The sequence below is a fragment of the Bacillus cereus group sp. MG20 genome, from assembly GCF_040459885.1.
GTDB classification, from domain to species: Bacteria; Bacillota; Bacilli; order Bacillales; family Bacillaceae_G; genus Bacillus_A; species Bacillus_A cereus.
Genome location: NZ_JARVHF010000001.1, coordinates 3,939,163 through 3,961,470 on the forward strand (window position 1 = coordinate 3,939,163; position 22,308 = coordinate 3,961,470).

Here is a 22,308-nt window from a genome sequence, read left to right on the forward strand (position 1 = left end):
TGATGGGCATATGCTCTTATTTTAAAAAAATAAAAGTAAGAATATTTTAAACTATCTTATTGCTTTTGAGAAAAACGGGGAGGTGCTTGACTATGGGACGTTATGTATTAAAACGTTTCGTGTACATGGCTTTGACATTATTTTTAATTACTACGCTGACTTTCTTTTTGATGAAATTACTTCCGGGTTCTCCGCTTAAAAATCAGGAGAAGCTATCACCGGCACAAAAAGAAATCATTCTTGAAAAATATGGTTTAAATGATCCAGTACCAGTTCAATATGCACGTTACTTAGGTAACTTAGCAAAAGGTGATTTAGGGGTATCATTCCAATATGATAACCGTCCAGTAACAGATATGATTGTGGATCGCATTGGACCATCAGCACAGCTTGGTTTACAAGCGATTATATTAGGAACATTTATCGGTTTAATTTTAGGAATCGTTGCGGCACTTCGTAACAATACATGGGTCGATTATGGAGCGACAATTATTTCCGTACTCGGGATGTCGGTACCATCATTCGTATTCGCCGCTTTACTACAATATTTCGTAGGGGTAAAACTTGGTTGGTTCCCAGTAGCGTTCTGGAAAGGACCAGAGTTTACAGTAATGCCTACAATTGCTTTATCGATGGCAGTTATTGCAACAATCGCACGTTTCGCTCGTGCCGAGTTAATTGAAGTTATGCAAGCCGATTACATTTTAACAGCAAAAGCGAAAGGGATTAGCCAAGGCGTTATCATTATCAAACACGCACTTCGTAACGCGTTAATTCCAGTAGTAACAATTTTAGGACCAATGGTTGCAGGTTTAATCACAGGTACATTAGTTATTGAGCAAATTTATGCTGTACCAGGACTAGGGGAACAGTTCGTTAAATCTATTACAGTGAATGACTATACAGTTATTATGGGAACTACAATTTTCTATAGTGCAATCTTCATTTTAGTTATTTTCATTGTCGATATTTTATACGGAATTATTGATCCTCGAATTCGTTTAGCGGGAGGGAAAAAGTGATGAAAGATGTACAAAAATTATCTCCAGATTTATTTCAACAAGCCAATCAAAATAATGTGGATAATGAAGTCATTGCCCGTCCAAGCTTAACGTTTTGGCAAGATGTAAGAAGACGTTTGTTCCAACATAAAGGCGCGATGTTTGGTTTCGTATTATTAAGCCTTATTATATTACTAGCAATTTTTGGACCGATGGTAAGTAAACACTCGTATAAAGAGCAAGATTTAGGTCGTGCGAAAATGCCACCGAAAATTCCTGTTATTGAAAATGTTCATTGGTTACCATTTGACGGTACAGATCAATATGGTGTTGACCAATATGAAAAACGTGATATTAAAGAGTATTTCTGGTTTGGTACAGATGATCTTGGTCGTGATTTATGGACAAGAACATGGGAAGGTACACGAGTATCATTATATATCGCTCTTTTAGCAGCAGCAATTGACTTAGTAATTGGGGTTGCATACGGAGGTATTTCAGCGTTTTATGGCGGCAGAGTAGATAATATTATGCAACGTATTATGGAGATTATTAACGGTATTCCATACTTAATCATCGTTATCTTAATGGTAATCATTATGGGATCTGGTATATGGTCAATTACACTCGCAATGGCAATTACAGGTTGGATAGGGATGTCGCGTATCGTTCGTGGACAAATCCTGAAATTAAAAAACCAAGAATATGTGTTAGCATCTCGTACATTAGGTGCAACAAATACACAATTAATTGTAAAACACTTAATCCCGAACGTAATGGGACCAATTATCGTAATGACAATGTTTACAATTCCAACGGCGGTGTTTGGTGAGGCGTTCTTAAGCTTCATCGGTTTAGGTATTCAGCCACCATTCGCGTCACTTGGTTCTCTTGTAAATGACGGTTATAAATCTATTCAAACGTATCCGCATATGATGTTCATCCCTGCGGTTGTCATCAGTATATTAATTTTAGCGTTTAACTTAATGGCAGACGGATTACGCGATGCGTTAGATCCAAAAATGCGTAAGTAAAAGAGGGGAGAGGCAAAGATGAAAACATTGTTAGAGGTAAAAGATTTACAAGTCTCCTTTGATACACATGCAGGTGAAGTACAAGCTGTACGCGGCGTTACTTTTGATTTGAAAAAAGGAGAGACATTGGCGATTGTAGGAGAATCTGGTTCAGGGAAATCAGTTACTTCTAAAGCGTTAATGGGATTAATTCCGAATCCTCCTGGACGCATTAAAAATGGTGAGATCGTATTTGAAGGTCGTGACTTAACGAAATTAACAGAAAAAGAAATGCAGCAAGTACGTGGTAAAGATATCGCGATGATTTTCCAGGATCCAATGACATCATTAAACCCAACGATGACAATTGGAAATCAAATTATGGAAGGCCTTATTAAACACCAAGGGATGAGTAAAGCAGACGCACGTAAAGTTGCTTTAGAATTAATCGACCTTGTAGGTATTCCAAATCCAGAAGCTCGTTTAAAACAATATCCTCACCAATTCTCAGGTGGTATGAGACAGCGTGTAGTTATTGCAATGGCGTTAGCTTGTAACCCGAAATTATTAATTGCCGATGAGCCGACAACAGCGCTAGACGTTACGATTCAGGCACAAATTTTAGAACTTATGAAAGACATTCAGCAAAAAACAGAAGCGGCAATTATTTTCATTACACATGACTTAGGTGTAGTAGCAAACGTTGCTGACCGAGTGGCAGTTATGTACGCTGGTAAAGTTGTTGAAATTGGAACTGTAGATGAAATTTTCTATAATCCGAAACATCCATATACTTGGGGCTTAATCGCATCTATGCCAAGTTTAGATGGCTCAGAGGAAGAGTTATACGCAATTCCTGGAACGCCTCCGGATTTATTGAAGCCGCCAAAGGGTGATGCTTTTGCACCACGTAATCCACAGGCACTAAAAATTGATTTTGAAATGGACCCACCTTTATTTAAAGTAAGTGATACACACTATGCGGCAACTTGGTTACTTCACGAGCAAGCTCCAGAAGTAAAACCGCCGGCAGTCGTTGAAAAACGTATTCTTCAAATGAAAGCAGGTGAACAACATGACTAAACAACGTGAGAAATTAATTGAAGTAAAAAATGTAAAGCAGCACTTCGACGTGAGTGGTGGTGTTGTCAAAGCGGTTAATGATATTTCATTTGATATTTACCGCGGAGAAACATTTGGTCTTGTAGGAGAATCAGGTTGTGGTAAATCAACTACTGGAAGAACGATTATTCGTTTATATGATGCAACTGCTGGTGAAGTATTGTTCGATGGTGAAAATGTACATGGTAAGAAATCACGCGCAGAATTGAAGAAATTCAACCGTAAAATGCAAATGATTTTCCAAGATCCATACGCATCATTAAATCCTCGTATGACAGTAGGGGATATTATCGCAGAAGGTATTGATATTCACGGATTAGCGAAAAGTAAAAAAGAGCGCATGGACCGTGTTCATGAACTATTAAACACAGTTGGTTTAAATAAAGAGCACGCGAACCGTTTCCCGCACGAATTCTCAGGCGGACAACGTCAGCGTATCGGTATCGCTCGAGCGCTTGCTGTAGAACCAGAATTTATCATTGCGGATGAGCCGATCTCAGCACTTGACGTATCGATTCAGGCGCAAGTTGTAAACTTACTGAAAAAGCTACAAAAAGAAAAAGGTCTAACATACTTATTCATTGCCCATGATTTATCAATGGTAAAATACATTAGTGACCGCATCGGTGTAATGTACCGTGGTCAAATCGTTGAGCTAACAACAAGTGAAGAGTTATATGCGAATCCAGTTCATCCATATACGAAATCACTATTATCAGCAATTCCGCTACCAGATCCAGATTATGAGCGCAATCGTAAACGTATCGTATACGATCCATCGCAGCATGATTACGGTAGCGAAGTGCCAACAATGCGTGAAATTCGCCCAGGACATTTCGTACTATGTTCTGAAGCAGAGTATAAGAAATATAAAGAGATTTATCAATAATAAAAAAAGCCATTCTTCCATTAAGGAAGGATGGCTTTTTTCTATACTATATAAATGAGTTGTCGGTAAGTCGATATAAATTGCATTTATTAATAAATACATCATGATCAAACAAGTACTACTGTGCCTGAACAGAACCAATCTCGTCTTGCTCTTCTGGTTTCACAAGTGCGTAACGTTCCCACGCCCTGCTTTTCCAGCGGAAGAACATAATAATGGCACGCGTCCATTCGTCGATGGCGATCGCTAGCCAAATACCAACGAGCCCCATATCTAAATGAAAGGCGAAAAAGTAACCTAGTGGTAAACTCATTAACACCATAGAGAATGCACCGATTAAAACAGGATATTTTGCATCACCAGCTGCACGAAGCGAATTAATGATGACGATATTCATCGTACGTCCCGTTTCAAGTAGTACACTTAGTAAAAGAACACTTGCGCCTAACCCGATAATGTGCGGATTATCTGTAAACAGTCCCATTAATTGTGTACGGAATGTAATAACGAGAGCGACCATACATAGAGTTACACCAATCGCCCATTTTACACTTTTCCATAAGCGTTCGTATGCTTCATCCTTTTCGCCACCACCAACAAGGCGGCCGATAATAATGGCTGTTCCCATACCAATCGCAATTGCAAATAAATAAGTGAACATGGAAATGTTAGTAGCGTATTGTCTAGCAGCTAATGATTCCGTTCCTAAGTACGTTGCGTAATAAAGGAAGACGATTTGACAAGCTTGATACATCACTTGTTCAAATGCAGATGGAATACCGATTTTTAAAATTTTCCCAATGTATTCTTTGGATAAAGTGAAGTAATATTGTAATTTCACGCGATATTCCATAACGCGGTATAGTAACCAGAAGAAAACAATAAGTGCGATCAATCGACTGATAGCGGAAGAAATTGCAGCCCCTTGTACACCGAGCTCAGGGAAACCAAATTTCCCGAAAATGAGTACGTAGTTTCCAGCGATATGAATAATATTCATTCCGAGTGAAATAAACATCGCTTGCTTTGTAAAACCGTGTACACGGATAATTGCGGCTAATGAGTTAATGATAGCTTGCAGGAAGATAGCTCCTCCGACGATAGATAAGTAGTTTTGCGCATACGTTAGTACATCGCCTTGTAAGTTCATTGCGAGCATCATATGTTTCGAAAATAAAAGAAAACCAGCGCTTATAACGAGCCCAACTATTAAATTTAATGTGACGGCTAATGCTGATATTTTAGATGCTTCCATAAAGCGTCTGGAACCGAGGTATTGAGATACAACGATAGCAGCGCCGTTCCCGATGACTTCTAATACCAAAATCGCAATATGGAGATATTGATTCGCGGCACCAACCCCAGATACAGCATCGTCTGATAATGCACTTAACATGAAAGTATCAGCGATCCCCATCAACATAAAAAGAAAAACTTCTAGAAAAATAGGCCATGTTAATAAGAATAAACTTAATTTCTCTGTCGGCCCATTTTTTTCCTGAATTGCTGTCATGTCCGTCCCCTCTTTACCGATATCTATTTTTAGCAAAATGTATCGTAACATACTTTCTTATCCTTTGCACTCATTTTAGCCTACATATTTTTAATATGAAGGGACTGCTATTTTATGTTAAAAAGGTTGGGATAATTATACATAAAGTATTATAAAATATAAAATTTATTTTTCTCTGATAATTTAGAAAAATATAAAAATAATTATTTTTGGTACTTTAGTAAAGATAATCAGCAATATAAAACGTTTACAAAGATATATTTTTTACAGAAAATTTTAATGAAATAGAAATATAAATATACAAAAAATATATTTGTGTGTATAATATGAATTATTAGAACATATATATATTTCTTTCTGTTTGAAAATGAAAGGGTTAACATTTTTTTGGAGGGTGGAAGTATGAAAAAAAAGATACCAGTTTTTGTAGCATCAACAGTAGCGATGAGCATGATGTTAGGGGCATGTAGCTATCAAAAAGATGAACCGCAAGCAAACGCAAAAGGGGATAGCGGGAAAAGCGGTGCGAAGCAAGTTATTAATCTAACAGAAGTGTCTGAAATTCCGACAATGGATACAACACTTGCCTCGGATGCTGCTTCTTCAAAAGTTATGAATAATACAATGGAAGGGCTGTATCGACTTGGAAAAGGCGATAAGTTAGTTCCAGGTGTGGCAAAATCTCATACAAAATCAGAAGATGGTAAAAAATATACGTTTAAATTGCGGGAAGACGCTAAATGGTCGAATGGTGACCCTGTAACAGCAAAAGATTTTGTCTATGCATGGCAAAGAGCTGTTAATCCTGATACGGCAGCAAAATCAGGATATATTATGTTAGATGTAAAAAATGCAGAAAAAATTAATAAAAGAGAGCTATCACCGGATCAATTAGGTGTTAAAGCAATAGATGATTATACATTAGAAGTTGAATTGGATAATCCAGTTCCATACTTTCTCGATTTAACTGTGTATCCACTATTTTTCCCATTAAATGAGAAATATATGAAAGAACAGGGAGAAAAATTTGGTTTGGAAGCAAATACAACTCTGTATAACGGTCCATTTGTATTAAATGAATGGAAACATGAACAAAGTTTCAAATTAAAGAAAAATCCAAATTATTGGGATCAAAAAGAAGTGAAGTTAGAAGAAGTTAACTTTAATGTTGTAAAAGATACAGGAGCAGCTGTTAATTTGTATAATACGAATGCGATTGACAGAGTTGGTTTATCAGCGGAGTTAGTTGATAAATATAAAGGACAAAAAGACTTTAAAACAATTAATGATCCAACTGTATTCTTCTTGCGTTTTAACCAAAAAAATCCATCATTAGCTAACAAAAATATTCGTAAGGCTATTTCTAGTGCATACGATCGAGATGGTATTGGAGAGGTTATTTTAAACAACGGTTCTAAGGGAGCTTATGGTTTAGTACCATCTGATTTTGTTAAGGGACCAGATAAGCAAGATTTCAGAAAAGAAAATGGAAAGCTTTCGAAAGTCGATGTGAAGGAAGCTAAAAAATTCTGGGAAGCAGGCAAGAAAGAATTAGGTAAGGATAAAATAGAACTAGAATTTTTAAACTTTGATAATGAAGAATCTAAGAAAATTGGTGAGTATGTAAAGGGAGAATTAGAAAAGAACTTACCAGGTCTAACAGTAACAATTAAGATGCAACCATTTGCGCAAAAATTAAAACTTGAAGATAGTGGACAGTTTGATATTTCATTTACTGGATGGGGACCTGATTTTCCTGATGCAATCACATTCCTTGATATGTTTATAACAGATGGTTCGCAAAATAAAATGGCTTATTCTAATGCTCAGTATGATGACATTATTAAAAAGGCAAAGCAAGAAGGCTCAGATGTAAAAGGACGTTGGAATGAACTGTTAAAAGCAGAGAAAATTTTATTTGAGGATGCAGCAATTGCGCCAGTATTCCAACGCGGCAGATCTATATTAGAAAGAGAAACGATTAAAGATGTGTATATCCACAAATATGGCGGTGAATTAAGCTTTAAGTGGGCATCCGTAGGAAAATAAAAAAGCAGGCTAACCACCTGCTTTTTTTTAATACGTTCGTTTCTTATAAATGCCTTTTCCACCAACTTGGTTCCAGCCGGATTGTACATCCAAACTTTTGTTAACAAACTTCATTTTTTCTTTTCCACCAAAGAGCTTTTCACCGATGCTATTTGTAATGACACCAATCAATGCTGTTATTCCGATGATGAGGGCGGCAACCGTAATAAAATCAATAAAAAAAGCAATCATTTGCAAACTCCCCCTTTGCCTGTCTGTATGTTTATTGTATGAGATAAAAAATAAAAAAGAAAGAAATGTCAGAAAAATATTTACTTTAGAAATCGTGTAGACAGGAGGGAGAATGTTTGTTAAAATAAGAACAAACGTTCCTTTCTGTTCTCATTTGTATAGTCTTACATTTCTTAATTGATTTATCAGGAAAAAGTAAGAAAACGTTCTCTTTTTCATAGAGAAGATTATAGATAAATAACTATATATTATATGAAAAATCTAGAGGAAGTGAGTATTAAAAGGGTTGAAAGTTATTGTTCAAGTACAGCTAAATTGAGCGTAATCATGTTACATAGCAGTGGAATACACGGAAGAGTTTTCTCAACTAGCAGGAAATTTACTGTATATTTCTTGCAAAATCTATTGTATAATGATTATAGAAGTTACTTATTAAAAGTAATTGTTGTTTATTATAAGTTGTTGCTTACATGAAATGCGATTTTTGTACTTTTCAATAAGACAAGTTATCGCGAAAAATTGCTGAAGTTAGAAATTAAAACTGTATTTAGTACAGAATTTGTACTCTTTAAGGAGAGTGAGCTTTGTATGGTAACATTATATAGTTCTCCAAGCTGTACGTCTTGTAGAAAGGCGAAATTATGGCTAGAGGAAAATCATATTCCCTATACAGAACGTAATATTTTCTCAGATCCATTAACGATTGAGGAAATTAAAGAGATTTTACGTATGACAGAAAGCGGAACGGATGAGATTATTTCTACTCGTTCGAAAGTTTTCCAAGAATTGAATGTAAACTTAGAATCCTTACCACTTCAAGATTTATATAAGATGATTCGTGACTATCCGGGGATTTTACGTCGTCCAATTATGATTGACGAGAAACGCCTTCAAGTTGGTTACAACGAAGACGAAATTCGCCGTTTCTTACCACGTACAGTAAGAACGTTCCAATTACGTGAAGCACAACGTCTTGTAAATTAATTATAATAATATGAAAACCTTCTACCTATTATATAGTAGAAGGTTTTTTTTAATGTTTCACATTGCGTAATCGAACTTGTTTTACGATAAAGCCGATGCATAAAATAGTGAAAATGAACAAATAAGGAATGCTTGCAGTGAAACTTGGGTTGTTATGAAAAAAGGTTGCAAGTCTGTCTTCATGTGTAACCATTTTCCCTGCAGTATAGGCAAGAATTGCTGCACCGCAATAAATGAGGAATGGAAATCGTTCCATAAGTATTAAAATAAGTTTACTGCCCCAAATAATAATAGGGATAGAAATGAGTAAGCCGATTATGACGAGTAAAAATCTCCCGTGAGCTGCACCTGCAATGGCAATAACATTATCAAACCCCATAACGAGATCCGCGAAAACAATTGTTCGCACAGCTTGAAATAAAGTTGTTTTTCCTTGAATGGCAGAAAGATCGTTGCTATCATCAGTTAATAAATTGACTGCAATTAATGTAAGTAAAACCCCGCCAATCAATTGTAGAAATGGAATGTCGAGTAAATAGACAGCTAGTATAGTAAGGACAATTCTTAGTACGATTGCTAAAAGAGTACCGATCAAAATAGCTTTATTTCGTTTCGATTCAGGTAAATTTCGGCTAGCTAGTGCGATGACGATTGCATTGTCACCACCTAATACGACATCGATACCGACAATCATTAGTACGGATGTTAAAAACTCTAAGTCCATTCGTCTGCCTCCATTTATGATGTTTTAATAAGCGAACTGTATGTATGTGATGCAGAAAGTTGTTGTTAAATAATCTCTTTCAATAGAAGTTTCACCTTATTACAGTGTACGGGGGAATGTGGAAATGTATGTCCAAATTTTTTGTAAGTAAGAAATCGCTATAATAATATATTTATGTAGTTGATCGAGTAAAGATAGGCATATAACTATTTTTGTAAAATAAATCGATTTTATTTCCATTCTGGAGAATCTTATCATAAAATGAGAGTACAAGAATCTATTGATTTGTCATATGAGTGGGGAATCCCTTCATAACAATTCTAAGCAGGAAGGGAGAGTTGTATTTTGGATATTGAAAGAATTAATGATCATACGATGAAATTTTTTATTACGTACATTGATATAGAGGATAGAGGATTTAATCGTGAAGAAATTTGGTATGATCGCGAACGAAGTGAAGAGCTCTTTTGGGAGATGATGGACGAAGCTCGTGATCATGACGATTTCTTTATTGATGGACCGTTATGGATCCAAGTGCAAGCAGTCGATAAAGGGATTGAAGTACTTGTCACGAAAGCAGAGCTTTCAAAGGATGGGCAAAAGCTGGAACTACCGATAGGGGTAGACAAAATTATAGATATTCCTCTAGATGAAGGCATTGAATCATTATTCCAACAAGAGTTAGTCGAAGAGGTAGAAGAACAAACAGGAACAAACTTTAATGAAGATGGTACGTTTGGCTTTTTAATTAAATTTAATGATTTTGAAGATGTCATTTCATTAAGTCATCGTCTTATCTTTGAAGATATAAAAGATGAGCTATATTCATTTGAGGACCGCTATTATGTATATGTGGAATTCGATGAAGTGCTACATGATGAAGAAGAAATCGATCGTATTTTAAGTATTGTTTTAGAATATGGGGAAGAATCAACTTTAACAATTCATCGTGTAAGTGAGTATGGAAAACAAATTGTGAAAGAGCATGCGCTTGAAACGATTCGCAATAATTTTCCTGCTAAAACGTAGGCCGATTTCTGTAGTATGAAATCGGCTTTTTATATGAAGAATAGGAAAGCTTTCTTAGTTAGGAGGTAAGAGATGAAAAATACGTTAAAGCTGATTTTCTTTATCCTGCTATTGTTCGCATTATTTGTTTCGTTACGTATGTTTATTGATGTAGCATTTTATTCAGATGTGATTGGGATAAAAGATGTTTCGATTTTAGGTATTATTAGTATTTTATTTACAGTATCTGCGTTTTTAATTGGTTGCGTTATTTTCTTAGAAAATCGCCATCCATCTAAAACACTTACATGGTTAATTGTGTTAGGGATTTTTCCGGTATTTGGCTTCTTTGCTTATTTATTATTTGGACAAAATTTTCGGAGAAAAAGAATGTTTCAAAAGAAGGCGTTACTTGATGAACAGGCGTTTTTACAATATAAAGGGCATGAAGATTACGAAGAACGAATTTTACGCAATCATAAGCATCAAGAACTGTTATTTCGTTTAGCGGATCGATTAGGTGCTTTAAATATTTCATTTCAAACTGAAACGAGGACATTAACAAATGGAGATGAAACGTTTCAGGCCATTTTAAATGGGTTAAAACGAGCGAAACATCACATTCATATGGAATATTACATTGTGCGTGATGATAAATTAGGAACAGAAATTAAAGATATTTTAATACAAAAATCAAAAGAGGGCGTTGTTGTTCGCTTTTTATATGATGCGGTTGGAAGTTTTAAGTTATCGAAATCGTATATTGAAGAATTAAACGATGCAGGTGTAGAAATGATTCCGTTCTTTCCTGTGCGCTTTCCGATTTTAAACGATAAGATTAATTATCGAAATCATAGGAAAATTGTTGTGATTGATGGGAACGAAGGGTTTGTAGGCGGATTAAATATCGGTGATGAGTATTTAGGAAAAAGTAAATATTTTGGCTTTTGGCGAGACACGCATTTGTATTTACGTGGTGAAGCGGTTCAAAGTTTACAGCTTATTTTCCTTCAAGATTGGTTTTATATGACTGGAGAGGCTGTGCTAGCTCCGGAATATTTACAAGCAAAAGCAGTTGAGGGTGATCATTGGGGAGGAGTACAGCTAGTTGCAGGTGGCCCCGATAATAAGTGGGAAACGATTAAGCATTTATATTTCGCAATGATCGCTTCTGCTCGGAAATCTATTTGGATTGCAACGCCGTATTTTATTCCGGATGATGATATTTTATCCGCATTAAAGGTTGCTGCACTTGCTGGTATTGATGTTCGTTTATTAATGCCGAGTAAACCTGATAAGCGTACTGTCTTTTACGCATCGAGATCGTACTTCCCAGAGCTTTTAGACGCAGGAGTAAAGATATATGAATACGAAAAAGGTTTTCTTCATAGTAAAATTGTCATCGTTGATTCTGATTTAGCTTCAATTGGGACAGCTAATATGGATATGAGAAGTTTTCATTTGAATTTTGAAGTAAATGCCTTTTTATATGATACAGATAGCATTAAAAGACTTGTTCAAGACTTTAAAGACGATTTAGAAGAATCCAGTGAAATTCACGTCGATCGTTTTCATAAAAGGCGTCTGCATAGACGAATTGTTGAATCAACGTACCGGTTATTATCGCCATTATTATAAAAAGAGATGTCCGAAATTGGGACATCTCTTTTTTAAAAGGAATTTGTAATAAATTGTAGAATATAAGGAGCTGAAAGGGTGTGATTCCGATATTTATCGCTAAAAGAGAAAACGGAGAAAAAATTCATTTACTCTATAATTGTAATGAAGAGCTTTTGCGCCGTATGCGCCAACAGGAACAATTCTTTTGTGTAGCTTGTGGAAAGGAAGTGCAAATGAAATTAGGGAAACAAAAAAGTTGGCATTTTGCTCATAAAAAAGTGGATTCATGTCTTGCCTTTTATGAAGCGGAATCAACGTATCATATGCACGGTAAAGAATTGTTATATAGATGGTTCAAACGTCAAAACTTTCAGGTAGATATAGAGTACTACCTTCCAGAAATTAAGCAACGACCAGATGTTTTTGTAGAGAGGGCGGGCAGAAAAATTGCAATTGAATACCAATGTGCAAACCTTGCTATAGAGCAGCTGTACAAAAGAACCTATTCATATTGGCGAGCTGGTATACAGGTCATTTGGATCGTTGGTGGAAATCAATTGAAAAAGCAATCGGCATATTGGATGAAATTCTCCTCACTTATGGCTTTCTCCTTACAATCTTATCCTCAACCATTTCTTATTTTCTTCTGTTCGAAAGAAAAATCATTTATGAAATGTACATTTATCACTTCATTTTCTACAAGCGTCTCTTTCTCACATATTATATATTTACCAATTGAAACGACTACTTTTGAAATGCTTTTTTCTCCTGTTCCTTTCAAAAAGGAAATATTAGAACGAGAATGGAAGAAGCGAAAGGATTATTTTCGGCAAAACGCTCTGCCTATTTGGAATTATAACTATAAGTCATTATTACGCCTCTTATATCAATTTAAATGTACCCCAGCGAGCTTTCCTTCTGAAATTGGTGTTCCACTCCCTTCTGGATTTGCTTTTCAAACAAACCCATTTATATGGCAAGCTTTTCTATATATGAAGTGTATAGGGGGGCTTGCAGTAGGAGAGTGTATTTCTCTTCAATATGTGTGTAGTTATGTAAAAAGGTATACGAAAAGGCGGATACTTCCGTACTTTTCACAGCACACATGGAAAGTGGCGGTTACTGAATATATGACATTTTTATGCTATATAGGTGTATTGCATAAAGTGGGAAGTTATACGTACCGAAAAATAAGGGATGCCGTGATGTTAAAAACAGAGGAGGAAATTATGAAACATGATGAGATTTGCTTAATACATGCGCTATCTTTATTTGAGGCAAATTTTAACATGAGAGGAGGAAAAGGGGATATAATAAAGAATGATTGTGAAGGAATTACATAAGAAAAAACGAATTGTACTTAAGTAGAGATATTTAAAGGAGGGCTTAAAGAATGTCTGAACAAAACAAAGCGAAAGCATTACCAGATCGCAACGAGATTGAAGAAGCAAGTACGTGGCGATTAGAAGATATTTTCCAAACGGATGCAGAATGGGAAAAAGAATTCCAGGCTATTAAAGAGCTATTACCGAAGTTAACTGAATTTAAAGGGAAACTTGGTGACTCTGCGGACAATTTACTTGAGGCATTGCAATATGAAGATGAAATTTCAATGCGATTAGGTAAGCTATATACATATGCTCATATGCGTTACGATCAAGATACAACAAACTCTGTATATCAAGCATTAAATGATCGCGCAACAAATTTATATTCACAAGTATCTAGTAGCACAGCGTATATTGTGCCTGAAATTTTATCGATTTCAGAAGATACACTGCAAACATTCTTGAAGGAAAATAGAGATTTAAGTGTATATGAACATGCATTAGAAGAAATTACACGTCAACGCCCGCACGTATTATCAGAAGCTGAGGAGGCTTTATTAGCGGAAGCATCTGAAGTAATGAGTTCATCAAGCAATACATTCGGTATGTTGAATAACGCGGATTTAAAATTCCCATCTATTAAAGGTGAAGACGGAGAAGAAATAGAAATTACACATGGTCGTTACATTCAGTTTTTAGAAAGTGATGATCCTCGTGTTCGCGAAGATGCATTTAAAGCTGTATATGAAACGTATGGGAAATTTAAAAATACATTCGCAAGTACGTTAAGTGGAGCAGTAAAACGTAATAATTTCAATGCGCGTGTTCGTAAATATGATTCTGCTCGCCAAGCTGCACTGAGCAATAATAATATTCCGGAAGCAGTATACGATCAACTCGTTGAAACGGTAAATGATAACTTACATTTATTACACCGTTACATCGATATTCGTAAGCGTGCACTAGGACTTGATGAGCTTCATATGTATGATTTATATACACCACTTGTACCAGAAGTGAAAATGAATGTGAAATACGAAGAAGCGCAAGACCTTTTATTAAAATCTTTAAACGTACTTGGTGATGAATATGTTGATATTTTGAAAGAGGCATATGAAAATCGCTGGGTAGATGTGTATGAGAATAAAGGAAAACGAAGCGGGGCATACTCATCTGGTGCATATGGAACAAATCCGTATATTTTAATGAACTGGCATGATAATGTAAATAACTTATTTACACTTGCTCATGAGTTTGGTCATTCGGTGCATAGTTACTATACAAGAAAAACACAACCGCACGTATATGGTGATTATTCCATCTTCGTAGCAGAAGTGGCATCTACTTGTAATGAAGCGCTTCTAAATGATTATTTATTAAAAACGACAGAAGATAAGAAAGAGCGTCTATATTTATTAAATCATTATTTAGAAGGGTTCCGTGGTACTGTATTCCGTCAAACGATGTTTGCAGAGTTTGAACATATTATTCATAAGAAAGTACAAGAAGGACATGCTGTTACGCCAGATATGCTAACGGAAATCTACTATGATTTAAATAAGAAATATTTCGGTGACGCTTTAGTAATCGACGAAGAGATTGGTTTAGAATGGTCTCGTATTCCACACTTCTACTACAACTATTACGTATATCAATACGCAACAGGATTTAGTGCAGCGACTGCTCTATCTAAACAGATTTTAGAAGAAGGACAACCAGCAGTAGAACGTTATATTAACGAGTTCTTAAAAGCAGGAAGCTCTGATTATCCAATTGAAGTGCTGAAAAAAGCGGGAGTAGATATGGCATCTCCTGAACCAGTAAAAGAGGCACTACAAGTATTTGAAGAGAAATTAAATGAATTAGAAGCATTATTATTTGAAGAAAAGTAATGAAAAAAGACGAGGGATTGTATCCTCGTCTTTTTTTGAATAGATTAAATGTCGATATATGTCGAAAAAACAAGATGGATTTCTTTGTTTTTTCTAACTGAAAGGATAGTTTTACGGCTGATTTTTGAAATTAAAACCCTTTGAATCGTTTTTTATGATTGAAATAAGAGAGAGTGATAACAATGATTACGAATAAAAGAGGTAAGGCAATAATTTTAGGGAAAGCTTGTAGTAGAGAGAGGATGTACAAGAAAAAAGAAACGATGACAGCTAGAAAGAGAAGAGCAATATAAGATTTTTTCATAAATAAACCCCCTAAATGACCTTTTTTATAGCTTATTCAAAAATGAAAACGTTTAGAATGTGACAAAAGTGTGAAATTCGACAAAAGGGGTTGTCATCTGACGTCGAATCTTGTAATATAATAAGCGTGAACGAATTCACATACAAACATATACCCCTTTGTTTGAACGTGAAAATTTCTCCCATCCCCTTTAATATTTTTATAAGCCGTAAAGAAAAAGACCTGGTGTTTACACCAGGTCTTTTTCTTTTGCTATCCATTTCCAATAACGTTGGCATTTTACTTCTATCATTTGTACTTTTCGTTTCAGTTGTAATTTTTTAAGTTCGCGCTCAATTTCTTGTTGCGAACAGTCATAAATAAATGCTACTTCTTTTGAAGATATAAATTGTGTTGCTTCTAGTAGCACTTCTAAAGGTGGTAATGGTTCTGGCTCAATTTCACATTTTACAAGTTCTTTCAATAATTGTACGTATACATCGTAGGAATAATTTCCAGCGATTTTAATACCTTCTTCATCTGAGTTCGCATGAAAAAAGACGAGGGAGGGTATTTCTGTAATATGCATTTCATTCGTGAATTTCAAGTCACATTGGAAAGCTTTTTTTGCACTAGCAGAATGTAGATCTTTTTTAAATTCTTCTACATCAATATTGCTATCTTTCGCACATGCAAGTAATAGTTCGCAGTCAGGGCTTGATACATTTTCAAGGAAAATGTATTCTTGGAGTTTTCGCAAAAACTTCGAACCTGCTTTTCGGCCTTGCAACTCCGCTGCCTTAATTGCCATCGAAACTAAATATGGTGTTGACGATGCTTCTTGCATATGTACCTTTCCATCGCATGAAAAACCTTGTAAACTTGTTGTCTTTTCCCACACAAATCGAATATTAGCAGGTTTATTCCATTTGTGTGAGGAAGCGTTCGTTCCATCCACTTTTCCTGTTACGATATGACGAATAGAGAAGTATTTCCCGTATTCAAGCCATAGTTTAATAATAAAAGGCTCAATTTCCCAGCAATCTTTACAAAGTGGATCAATAAATAAATATGCTTCTACAGACTTATGCTCACATGCGGAAGGAGATGGCATATTTATATGCTTTGCTTCCTGCTTATCCATTACACTTCACCTGTTTCGTTTGGAGTATTAACCATATGCTGAGCGGTTAATGCTAAACGTTCAAAGACAAACTCTCTTATATGACCATGCACTCCAGTATCATCCATTGCTTGCTCCATGCATGATAGCCAAGCCTCTGCTCGTTTTGGAGTAATCTCAAACGGAAGATGGCGTGCTCTTAACATAGGATGACCATGTTCTTCAGTGTACAAATTAGGACCACCTAAATATTGTGTTAAAAATTGCTTCTGCTTCCTAGCGGTTTCTGTTAAATCTTCCGGGAAGATGGGAGATAAGTCAGGGTGTTTACTGACATAGGAATAAAATGTATCTACTAATATTGCAATGCATTGTTCACCGCCAATTGCTTCAAATGGTGTCATCGGTTGCTTGCTCATCCTTTATAAACTCCTTTTTCCATGAAATGTATATCTATTGTAGCAATGGAATGTTCGAGAGGGCAAATAAACAGCCTTCTCAAAGATTCTTTGCTTATTCTACGGGTGTAAACTTTTTTAGTGAGATGTATCCACTAGTGAAACATATTCACTAGTGGAATTTTCACTTTAGCGTGCTTTGTTTTGTTTGGCAAGGAAAAAGCGTTTTACTTTGTTATTTGTATGGCGAACAGGTATGTTATGTTGCGTTAATAAATGAATAAATGCAGCTTTTCCTGTTTCTTCATCTTGTACTTCAAATTCAATTTCATAATCATCGTGATTGTAATAGAAACTATGATCAAAGACAAGCGTTCCGCCTTTAAATAATGTTTCTGCTCTTTCTGTTGTTAAACTACCCATATATGTTAAAGCAGAAACAGGAATTTGTAATTTGTGTAATTGATCTACTATTGCTCCTTGAATGATTGTGTTTGATTCCATCATCATTTTTGCTTCGTCTTCTGTTACGACTTGATGCGTTTCTAATAAACCGATTTCTGCAGGTTGTTTCAACGTTAACGTATAAGTTTCTCCTTTATGACGAATACGAAGTGCAGAGCCAGCTTCTTTTAATGAGAAGTCAGGTGTTTCAAAGTAGTGATTCACTTGTTTTGTAAATGCTTCAATAGAAAACGATTTACATAATGTATCGAATTCTTCTTTTGTAACGATATTTTTGAATTCAATTTCAATTTCTTGTGTCATTGTATAATCTCCTTTTGAAAAATAATTCTTTACACATTATCGCTTTTTCATAAATTTGGTTCAATGTTTTATTTGTTTGCGTCCATGTTATGATACAATAATACTGTTAAGTAAGACAGGAAGTTGAGATGGAGGAGTTAGAGCATGCAAAATAAAATCCAAGTTAAGAGCGTAGAAAAGAGAGAGAATGCTCTTATTTTTTGTGCGGAAAATAGTGAAATAGAGGTAAAGGAGTTAAGTGCACGTAATCACGTACTTGTAGACTCAGACAATTTATCATTTTTATATATCTTAGAAAATGAATCATCTTTCATTTATGTAAGTATTCCGCACACATGCTGGGAAGCAATGCATGAAGCGATGAATAACGATGTGGTTATGTTCGTTAGCGTGAATGACATTGAAATGGAATTAGAAGGATTAAAAGAAGAAGTAGAATATTTAGTTGAAAATATTGAAGGTAATGCAAATTACGGAGAAGAATTAGTAACTGCTGTAGAAAAAGTATTTCTATAAGCAAATGGATTGATTTTGGTGGTGGTTGAAATGAATCGAAATTGGGAAGAATTTTTAGCACCTTACCACCAAGCGGTGGCAGAGCTGAAAGTGAAACTAAAAGGAATGCGTACTCAATTTGCAATGTTAACAGAGCATTCTCCAATTGAGTTTGTAACAGGAAGGGTAAAGTCGGTTGCAAGTATTATTGATAAAGCGGAGAAGAGAAATGTACCGCTAGACCGATTGAGAGAAGATATGCAGGATATTGCTGGGCTTAGAATGATGTGTCAATTTGTTGATGAGATTAAGCCTGTTGTAGAATATCTTCGAAAACGAAATGACTTTGAAATCGTGGAAGAACGTGATTATGTCACGCAAAAGAAAGATAGCGGTTATCGTTCTTATCATGTTGTCATTAGTTATCCTGTTCAAACGATTCAGGGTGAACAAAAAGTATTGGTAGAAATCCAAATACGCACGCTAGCAATGAACTTTTGGGCAACAATTGAGCATTCTTTAAATTATAAATATAGTGGACGTTTTCCTGAAGATATTAAAATACGCTTGCAACGTGCAGCTGAAGCGGCGTTTTTATTAGATGAAGAAATGTCTTCTATTCGTCTTGAAATTCAAGAAGCGCAAAAGGCTTTTTCAAGAAAGCAAGAAACGAAAGATTCCGAATCATAAACTAAAGGGTGTTGGGCGATGAAATTTACAATTATGTCAAAGGGAGATCAATCATCAGATACACTGGCAAGCACGATGAAAGAGTACTTGCTAGATTTTGGATTTATAATGGATGAAAAGGAACCCGATATTGTAATTTCTGTTGGGGGAGATGGAACGCTTTTGTATGCGTTTCATCGTTATTATAATCGATTGGATGAAACAGCATTTGTTGGTGTACATACAGGACATTTAGGTTTCTATGCAGATTGGTTACCGACAGAAGTAGAGAAATTAGTAATTGCGATTGCAAAAACACCATTCCAAGTGGTGGAATATCCGCTTTTAGAAGTTATTATTCGCTATGTGAATGGAAGTAAAGAGTCACAGTATTTAGCGATGAATGAGGCGACTGTAAAAAGTGCAGAAGGTACATTAGTAACAGAAGTAGAAATACGCGGAGAATATTTTGAAACATTCCGCGGGGACGGCCTTTGTATTTCTACTCCTTCAGGAAGTACTGCGTATAATAAAGCGCTTGGCGGAGCAATTATTCACCCATCTATTGAAGCGATTCAAATTGCAGAAATGGCGTCCATTAACAATCGTGTGTTTCGTACTGTAGGATCGCCACTCGTATTGCCGAAGCATCATACATGTGTGTTAAAGCCGGCTGCAGGAATGAACTTACAAATTACAGTGGATCATTTAACAATGGTCCATCAAGATGTGAAATCAATCCAGTATCGCGTCGCAAACGAGAAAGTACGATTTGTTCGTTTCCGCCCGTTCCCGTTCTGGAAACGAGTTCGTGACTCGTTTGTTGCAGATAAATAGAAAGGGTTATATATTTGAACAGATTTACATTGAAATGGGATATAGGGCTGGCTGAAGAGGGAACTTTAGTTAGGGAATTTTTGAAAACGAAAGGTATTTCTAAAGCCGCTTTAACGGATATAAAGTTTCACGGCGGGGCAATTGAAGTAAATAGTCAACATGCGAGTGTTCGTCATCAGTTGCGCGCTGGTGAAGAATTAAGTGTCTTTTTTCCAGTCGAGGAAAGAAGTGAAGGGATGATGGCAGAAGATATCCCTTTATGCATTGTATATGAAGATGATGCGGTTCTTATCATTGATAAAGAGGCGAACATGTCAACGATTCCGTCTAGAGAACATCCGACAGGGAGTGTTGCCAATGCGATTTTATCTCATTATGATAAGCAGCATCTTGCAAGTACAGTGCACATTGTAACACGGTTAGATCGTGATACTTCAGGGCTTATGCTTATTGCAAAAAATCGTTTTGTGCATCATCTTTTATCTAAGCAGCATCAACAAAAATCTGTGAAACGAACGTATGAAGCAATTGTTCACGGTGAGATGGTAGAACGAGAAGGAATGATTGATGCACCAATTGGTCGGAAATCTGATAGCATTATTGAGCGAACGGTTTGTGAGGATGGACAAAGGGCAGTTACTCATTTTAAAGTAATTGATAGTACATATGATAAGACACATGTAGCGCTGGAGCTTGAGACAGGAAGAACGCATCAAATTCGTGTGCATATGGCTCATATAGGACATCCATTACTTGGTGATAACTTATATGGAGGAAGAAGGGATGAAATGAAACGGCAAGCACTTCATAGTAAATCTTTGACGTTTTATCATCCTATTTTAGAGAAACAAATGTCTTTCACTATAAAAATTCCAAGCGATATGCAAGAGCTACTTAGGAATGCTTAAAAAGGGAACAAAATTCTTATATTATAAAGAATTTTGTTCCCTTTTTTCTTAGCGGAATAATATTAAAATTTGGTTTTCACCCGTACGCTTTATAACGAAAAATCCACTTTCGGCTTTTGTAGCAATGCCATTGTCATTTGGACGACAATATCCATGCGTTTCGCAAGTGCCGTCATCACGTACTAACATTTGCCCAATTAATCCGACAGGAAGCCACTCGGCGCGATCTTTTCTTGCTACATATTTACAAGCTGGATCCCATTCTGTATTTAAAAGAGGTTGTATTTCTTCTGTTTCCGTCCATACATATTGGCGTTTCCCAAAGTTATCTGTTTTATAGCGTTTTTGCCAACTTAAAGCCCCGCTATTTCCTATAAGTGCAGGGGTTGCACTAGATATTCCTAAAATGAACGAATCGTGTGAAGTAGCTATCCGAATTTTTTCTTCGCTACTAAATGTAACGAAATAACCGACATCAATAGGTTTATGACCTTCTGTTTCAAACATTTGTGCAAAATCCGTTCCGCTTGCATTGTAAGACGCGCCCTCAATGTACATTTCTCCATTATGTGCAAGCCATTTAGCACCGATATTATGGTCGGTGTCGTTTACACCATTTGCAATAAACCAAGAATAAGCTTCTTCTGCAGTGCCGAAGCGCCCCATAATATGGCTACCTGCAAAATGAGCTGTTGATGTATGATGACCTTCCGCATGAGAAGAGGAGCCGTTAGCGATAGTTGCGGTTCCTTCTGCGTGTGCTGCTTCGCCTAAAGCAGTCGTCTGTTTACCCTCTGCATGAGAATAAGCACCGCCTGCTGTCGTTTCACTTCCCTCACTATGCGAACTATGTCCAGTTGCTTTTGAGTTTGATCCTTCTGCATGAGAGAAAGAACCTTTTGCGTGCGTTAATAAGCCTTCCGCATGTGCTGCCATGCCTTCCGCATGAGAGTGAAGCCCCTCCGCATATGCATATCGGCCGCCCCTTTTAACTTTTGTATTTTCAGGTGTAGGTGTCTCAATTATGAGTGGTTTTTCAGTTTGTATATCATTCGATGAAGCTAATGCTTCTTTTATTTTTTTTACTTTGTTTATAATAGCAGCTGGAATTTCTGGTTCCACTTTTTTATTTATTGCTACAGAAATATTTTCTTCCGCCTTTTCTTCTGTTTGGTTAGAATGTAGTACCTGTTCATCTTGATTTGAGAGCTGTTTATTTTTTTGTTGCATCTTTATTTTTTTACGATCGATTATGCGGCTCATCACAGCATTTTCTAAAGAGACATATGTTGGTTTTACTTTGCTTTTTTTTGATGACTCTTGTTCTTCCAGTTCTTCTATCGCTGCAGCTCGAATACTACACCAGTTGTTAATTCCGTACATGGGCAGATATAAAGGGGGAAATTTTCTTTTTTGTTTAGAAGATTTTTTCTTCATTCTGTCACCTCCTGCG

General features: G+C 36.1%; 22 protein-coding genes. 14 read left to right on the plus strand and 8 right to left on the minus strand.

From position 1 onward, the window contains the following. Positions 1-92: 92 nt before the first annotated feature. Genes opp3b through QCI81_RS20210 form a run of 4 tightly spaced genes read left to right on the plus strand, consistent with a single transcriptional unit; the run spans position 93 to position 4,025 of the window. Complete coding sequence (opp3b, locus tag QCI81_RS20195) at positions 93-1,022, plus strand: oligopeptide ABC transporter permease (RefSeq protein WP_000534165.1); 930 nt, start codon at positions 93-95, stop codon at positions 1,020-1,022. Next, the gene (gene opp3C, locus QCI81_RS20200; protein ID WP_000974098.1) at positions 1,019-2,035 is read left to right on the plus strand and encodes an oligopeptide ABC transporter permease; all 1,017 of its coding nucleotides are present in this window, start codon (positions 1,019-1,021) and stop codon (positions 2,033-2,035) included. The genes opp3b and opp3C overlap by 4 nt, the downstream gene beginning before the upstream one ends. An 18-nt stretch (positions 2,036-2,053) precedes the next feature. After that, a complete protein-coding gene (locus QCI81_RS20205; RefSeq protein ID WP_000854346.1) occupies positions 2,054-3,097 on the plus strand; it encodes an ABC transporter ATP-binding protein in 1,044 nt (347 codons plus the stop codon). Beyond that, positions 3,090-4,025 carry an ABC transporter ATP-binding protein gene (locus tag QCI81_RS20210; RefSeq protein ID WP_016082471.1) on the plus strand — a complete coding sequence of 312 codons (936 nt, stop codon included), beginning with the start codon at positions 3,090-3,092 and terminating at the stop codon, positions 4,023-4,025. The genes QCI81_RS20205 and QCI81_RS20210 overlap by 8 nt, the downstream gene beginning before the upstream one ends. Before the next feature lie 118 nt (positions 4,026-4,143). Here QCI81_RS20210 and QCI81_RS20215 read toward each other — a convergent pair whose 3' ends face one another. Further along, positions 4,144-5,589, minus strand: coding sequence for an MATE family efflux transporter (locus QCI81_RS20215; RefSeq protein WP_003291568.1), 1,446 nt, complete (start codon positions 5,587-5,589; stop codon positions 4,144-4,146). 351 nt (positions 5,590-5,940) lie between these two features. Here QCI81_RS20215 and QCI81_RS20220 point away from each other — a divergent pair, with 351 nt between their 5' ends. After that, positions 5,941-7,587, plus strand: a complete 1,647-nt coding sequence (locus QCI81_RS20220) for a peptide ABC transporter substrate-binding protein (protein WP_071731611.1) — start codon at positions 5,941-5,943, stop codon at positions 7,585-7,587. Between the two features lie 27 nt (positions 7,588-7,614). Here QCI81_RS20220 and QCI81_RS20225 read toward each other — a convergent pair whose 3' ends face one another. Then, positions 7,615-7,818 carry a hypothetical protein gene (locus QCI81_RS20225; protein WP_000559971.1) on the minus strand — a complete coding sequence of 68 codons (204 nt, stop codon included), beginning with the start codon at positions 7,816-7,818 and terminating at the stop codon, positions 7,615-7,617. Positions 7,819-8,406: 588 nt separating this feature from the next. Between QCI81_RS20225 and spx the strand changes: the two genes are divergently transcribed. Then, a complete protein-coding gene (gene spx / locus QCI81_RS20230) occupies positions 8,407-8,802 on the plus strand; it encodes a transcriptional regulator Spx (RefSeq protein WP_000258267.1) in 396 nt (131 codons plus the stop codon). Positions 8,803-8,851: 49 nt separating this feature from the next. Here the strand turns inward: spx and QCI81_RS20235 are convergent, their stop codons facing one another. Next, positions 8,852-9,526: a TerC family protein gene (locus tag QCI81_RS20235; protein WP_000362612.1), complete on the minus strand. Its 675-nt coding sequence runs from the start codon at positions 9,524-9,526 to the stop codon at positions 8,852-8,854. A 345-nt stretch (positions 9,527-9,871) separates the two neighbouring features. On the opposite strand from QCI81_RS20235, the gene mecA reads away from it, so the two are divergent. The 4 genes from mecA (at position 9,872) to pepF (ending at position 15,374) form a co-directional block, all read left to right on the plus strand. Continuing rightward, positions 9,872-10,555: an adaptor protein MecA gene (mecA, locus tag QCI81_RS20240; protein ID WP_000350715.1), complete on the plus strand. Its 684-nt coding sequence runs from the start codon at positions 9,872-9,874 to the stop codon at positions 10,553-10,555. A 72-nt stretch (positions 10,556-10,627) separates the two neighbouring features. Further along, positions 10,628-12,172 (plus strand): cardiolipin synthase, encoded by a 1,545-nt coding sequence (locus QCI81_RS20245; RefSeq protein ID WP_000799191.1) that lies wholly within the window; start codon positions 10,628-10,630, stop codon positions 12,170-12,172. A gap of 80 nt (positions 12,173-12,252) precedes the next feature. After that, a complete protein-coding gene (locus tag QCI81_RS20250; RefSeq protein WP_063546796.1) occupies positions 12,253-13,497 on the plus strand; it encodes a competence protein CoiA in 1,245 nt (414 codons plus the stop codon). A 50-nt stretch (positions 13,498-13,547) separates the two neighbouring features. After that, the gene (gene pepF, locus QCI81_RS20255; RefSeq protein ID WP_063546798.1) at positions 13,548-15,374 is read left to right on the plus strand and encodes an oligoendopeptidase F; all 1,827 of its coding nucleotides are present in this window, start codon (positions 13,548-13,550) and stop codon (positions 15,372-15,374) included. Positions 15,375-15,504: 130 nt separating this feature from the next. Here pepF and QCI81_RS20260 read toward each other — a convergent pair whose 3' ends face one another. From QCI81_RS20260 to QCI81_RS20275, 4 genes are all read right to left on the minus strand, one after another. Beyond that, on the minus strand, positions 15,505-15,678 hold the full coding sequence (locus QCI81_RS20260; RefSeq protein WP_081366397.1) for a hypothetical protein: 174 nt from the start codon (positions 15,676-15,678) through the stop codon (positions 15,505-15,507). Between the two features lie 229 nt (positions 15,679-15,907). Next, positions 15,908-16,801: a ClpXP adapter SpxH family protein gene (locus tag QCI81_RS20265; RefSeq protein ID WP_000360658.1), complete on the minus strand. Its 894-nt coding sequence runs from the start codon at positions 16,799-16,801 to the stop codon at positions 15,908-15,910. Beyond that, entirely contained in the window at positions 16,801-17,199 is a 399-nt protein-coding gene (locus QCI81_RS20270; RefSeq protein WP_000043386.1) for a globin domain-containing protein, read from the minus strand. Before QCI81_RS20270 ends, QCI81_RS20265 begins: the two co-directional genes overlap by 1 nt. Positions 17,200-17,367: 168 nt before the next feature. Then, the gene (locus QCI81_RS20275) at positions 17,368-17,946 is read right to left on the minus strand and encodes a CYTH domain-containing protein (RefSeq protein ID WP_353810879.1); all 579 of its coding nucleotides are present in this window, start codon (positions 17,944-17,946) and stop codon (positions 17,368-17,370) included. 144 nt (positions 17,947-18,090) lie between these two features. Between QCI81_RS20275 and QCI81_RS20280 the strand changes: the two genes are divergently transcribed. From QCI81_RS20280 to QCI81_RS20295, 4 genes are read left to right on the plus strand one after another with little or no spacing between them, the layout of a single operon-like run. Next, complete coding sequence (locus QCI81_RS20280) at positions 18,091-18,462, plus strand: UPF0738 family protein (RefSeq protein ID WP_001180005.1); 372 nt, start codon at positions 18,091-18,093, stop codon at positions 18,460-18,462. A gap of 30 nt (positions 18,463-18,492) precedes the next feature. Continuing rightward, complete coding sequence (yjbM, locus tag QCI81_RS20285) at positions 18,493-19,131, plus strand: GTP diphosphokinase (RefSeq protein WP_001081482.1); 639 nt, start codon at positions 18,493-18,495, stop codon at positions 19,129-19,131. 18 nt (positions 19,132-19,149) lie between these two features. Continuing rightward, a complete protein-coding gene (locus QCI81_RS20290; RefSeq protein ID WP_000673190.1) occupies positions 19,150-19,947 on the plus strand; it encodes an NAD kinase in 798 nt (265 codons plus the stop codon). 14 nt (positions 19,948-19,961) lie between these two features. Beyond that, positions 19,962-20,855 carry an RluA family pseudouridine synthase gene (locus QCI81_RS20295; RefSeq protein ID WP_071731614.1) on the plus strand — a complete coding sequence of 298 codons (894 nt, stop codon included), beginning with the start codon at positions 19,962-19,964 and terminating at the stop codon, positions 20,853-20,855. Positions 20,856-20,903: 48 nt separating this feature from the next. Here QCI81_RS20295 and QCI81_RS20300 read toward each other — a convergent pair whose 3' ends face one another. Then, positions 20,904-22,292 carry a peptidase G2 autoproteolytic cleavage domain-containing protein gene (locus tag QCI81_RS20300; RefSeq protein WP_071731615.1) on the minus strand — a complete coding sequence of 463 codons (1,389 nt, stop codon included), beginning with the start codon at positions 22,290-22,292 and terminating at the stop codon, positions 20,904-20,906. Positions 22,293-22,308: the final 16 nt, after the last annotated feature.

Coding starts and splice junctions, on each gene's coding strand:
- opp3b (WP_000534165.1), top strand. CDS start 93: ATGGGACGTTATGTATTAAAACGTTTCGTGTACATGGCTTTGACATTA.
- QCI81_RS20205 (WP_000854346.1), top strand. CDS start 2,054: ATGAAAACATTGTTAGAGGTAAAAGATTTACAAGTCTCCTTTGATACA.
- QCI81_RS20210 (WP_016082471.1), top strand. CDS start 3,090: ATGACTAAACAACGTGAGAAATTAATTGAAGTAAAAAATGTAAAGCAG.
- QCI81_RS20215 (WP_003291568.1), bottom strand. CDS start 5,589: ATGTTACGATACATTTTGCTAAAAATAGATATCGGTAAAGAGGGGACG.
- QCI81_RS20220 (WP_071731611.1), top strand. CDS start 5,941: ATGAAAAAAAAGATACCAGTTTTTGTAGCATCAACAGTAGCGATGAGC.
- QCI81_RS20225 (WP_000559971.1), bottom strand. CDS start 7,818: ATGATTGCTTTTTTTATTGATTTTATTACGGTTGCCGCCCTCATCATC.
- spx (WP_000258267.1), top strand. CDS start 8,407: ATGGTAACATTATATAGTTCTCCAAGCTGTACGTCTTGTAGAAAGGCG.
- QCI81_RS20235 (WP_000362612.1), bottom strand. CDS start 9,526: ATGGACTTAGAGTTTTTAACATCCGTACTAATGATTGTCGGTATCGAT.
- QCI81_RS20245 (WP_000799191.1), top strand. CDS start 10,628: ATGAAAAATACGTTAAAGCTGATTTTCTTTATCCTGCTATTGTTCGCA.
- pepF (WP_063546798.1), top strand. CDS start 13,548: ATGTCTGAACAAAACAAAGCGAAAGCATTACCAGATCGCAACGAGATT.
- QCI81_RS20260 (WP_081366397.1), bottom strand. CDS start 15,678: ATGAAAAAATCTTATATTGCTCTTCTCTTTCTAGCTGTCATCGTTTCT.
- QCI81_RS20265 (WP_000360658.1), bottom strand. CDS start 16,801: ATGGATAAGCAGGAAGCAAAGCATATAAATATGCCATCTCCTTCCGCA.
- QCI81_RS20270 (WP_000043386.1), bottom strand. CDS start 17,199: ATGAGCAAGCAACCGATGACACCATTTGAAGCAATTGGCGGTGAACAA.
- QCI81_RS20275 (WP_353810879.1), bottom strand. CDS start 17,946: ATGACACAAGAAATTGAAATTGAATTCAAAAATATCGTTACAAAAGAA.
- QCI81_RS20280 (WP_001180005.1), top strand. CDS start 18,091: ATGCAAAATAAAATCCAAGTTAAGAGCGTAGAAAAGAGAGAGAATGCT.
- yjbM (WP_001081482.1), top strand. CDS start 18,493: ATGAATCGAAATTGGGAAGAATTTTTAGCACCTTACCACCAAGCGGTG.
- QCI81_RS20290 (WP_000673190.1), top strand. CDS start 19,150: ATGAAATTTACAATTATGTCAAAGGGAGATCAATCATCAGATACACTG.
- QCI81_RS20300 (WP_071731615.1), bottom strand. CDS start 22,292: ATGAAGAAAAAATCTTCTAAACAAAAAAGAAAATTTCCCCCTTTATAT.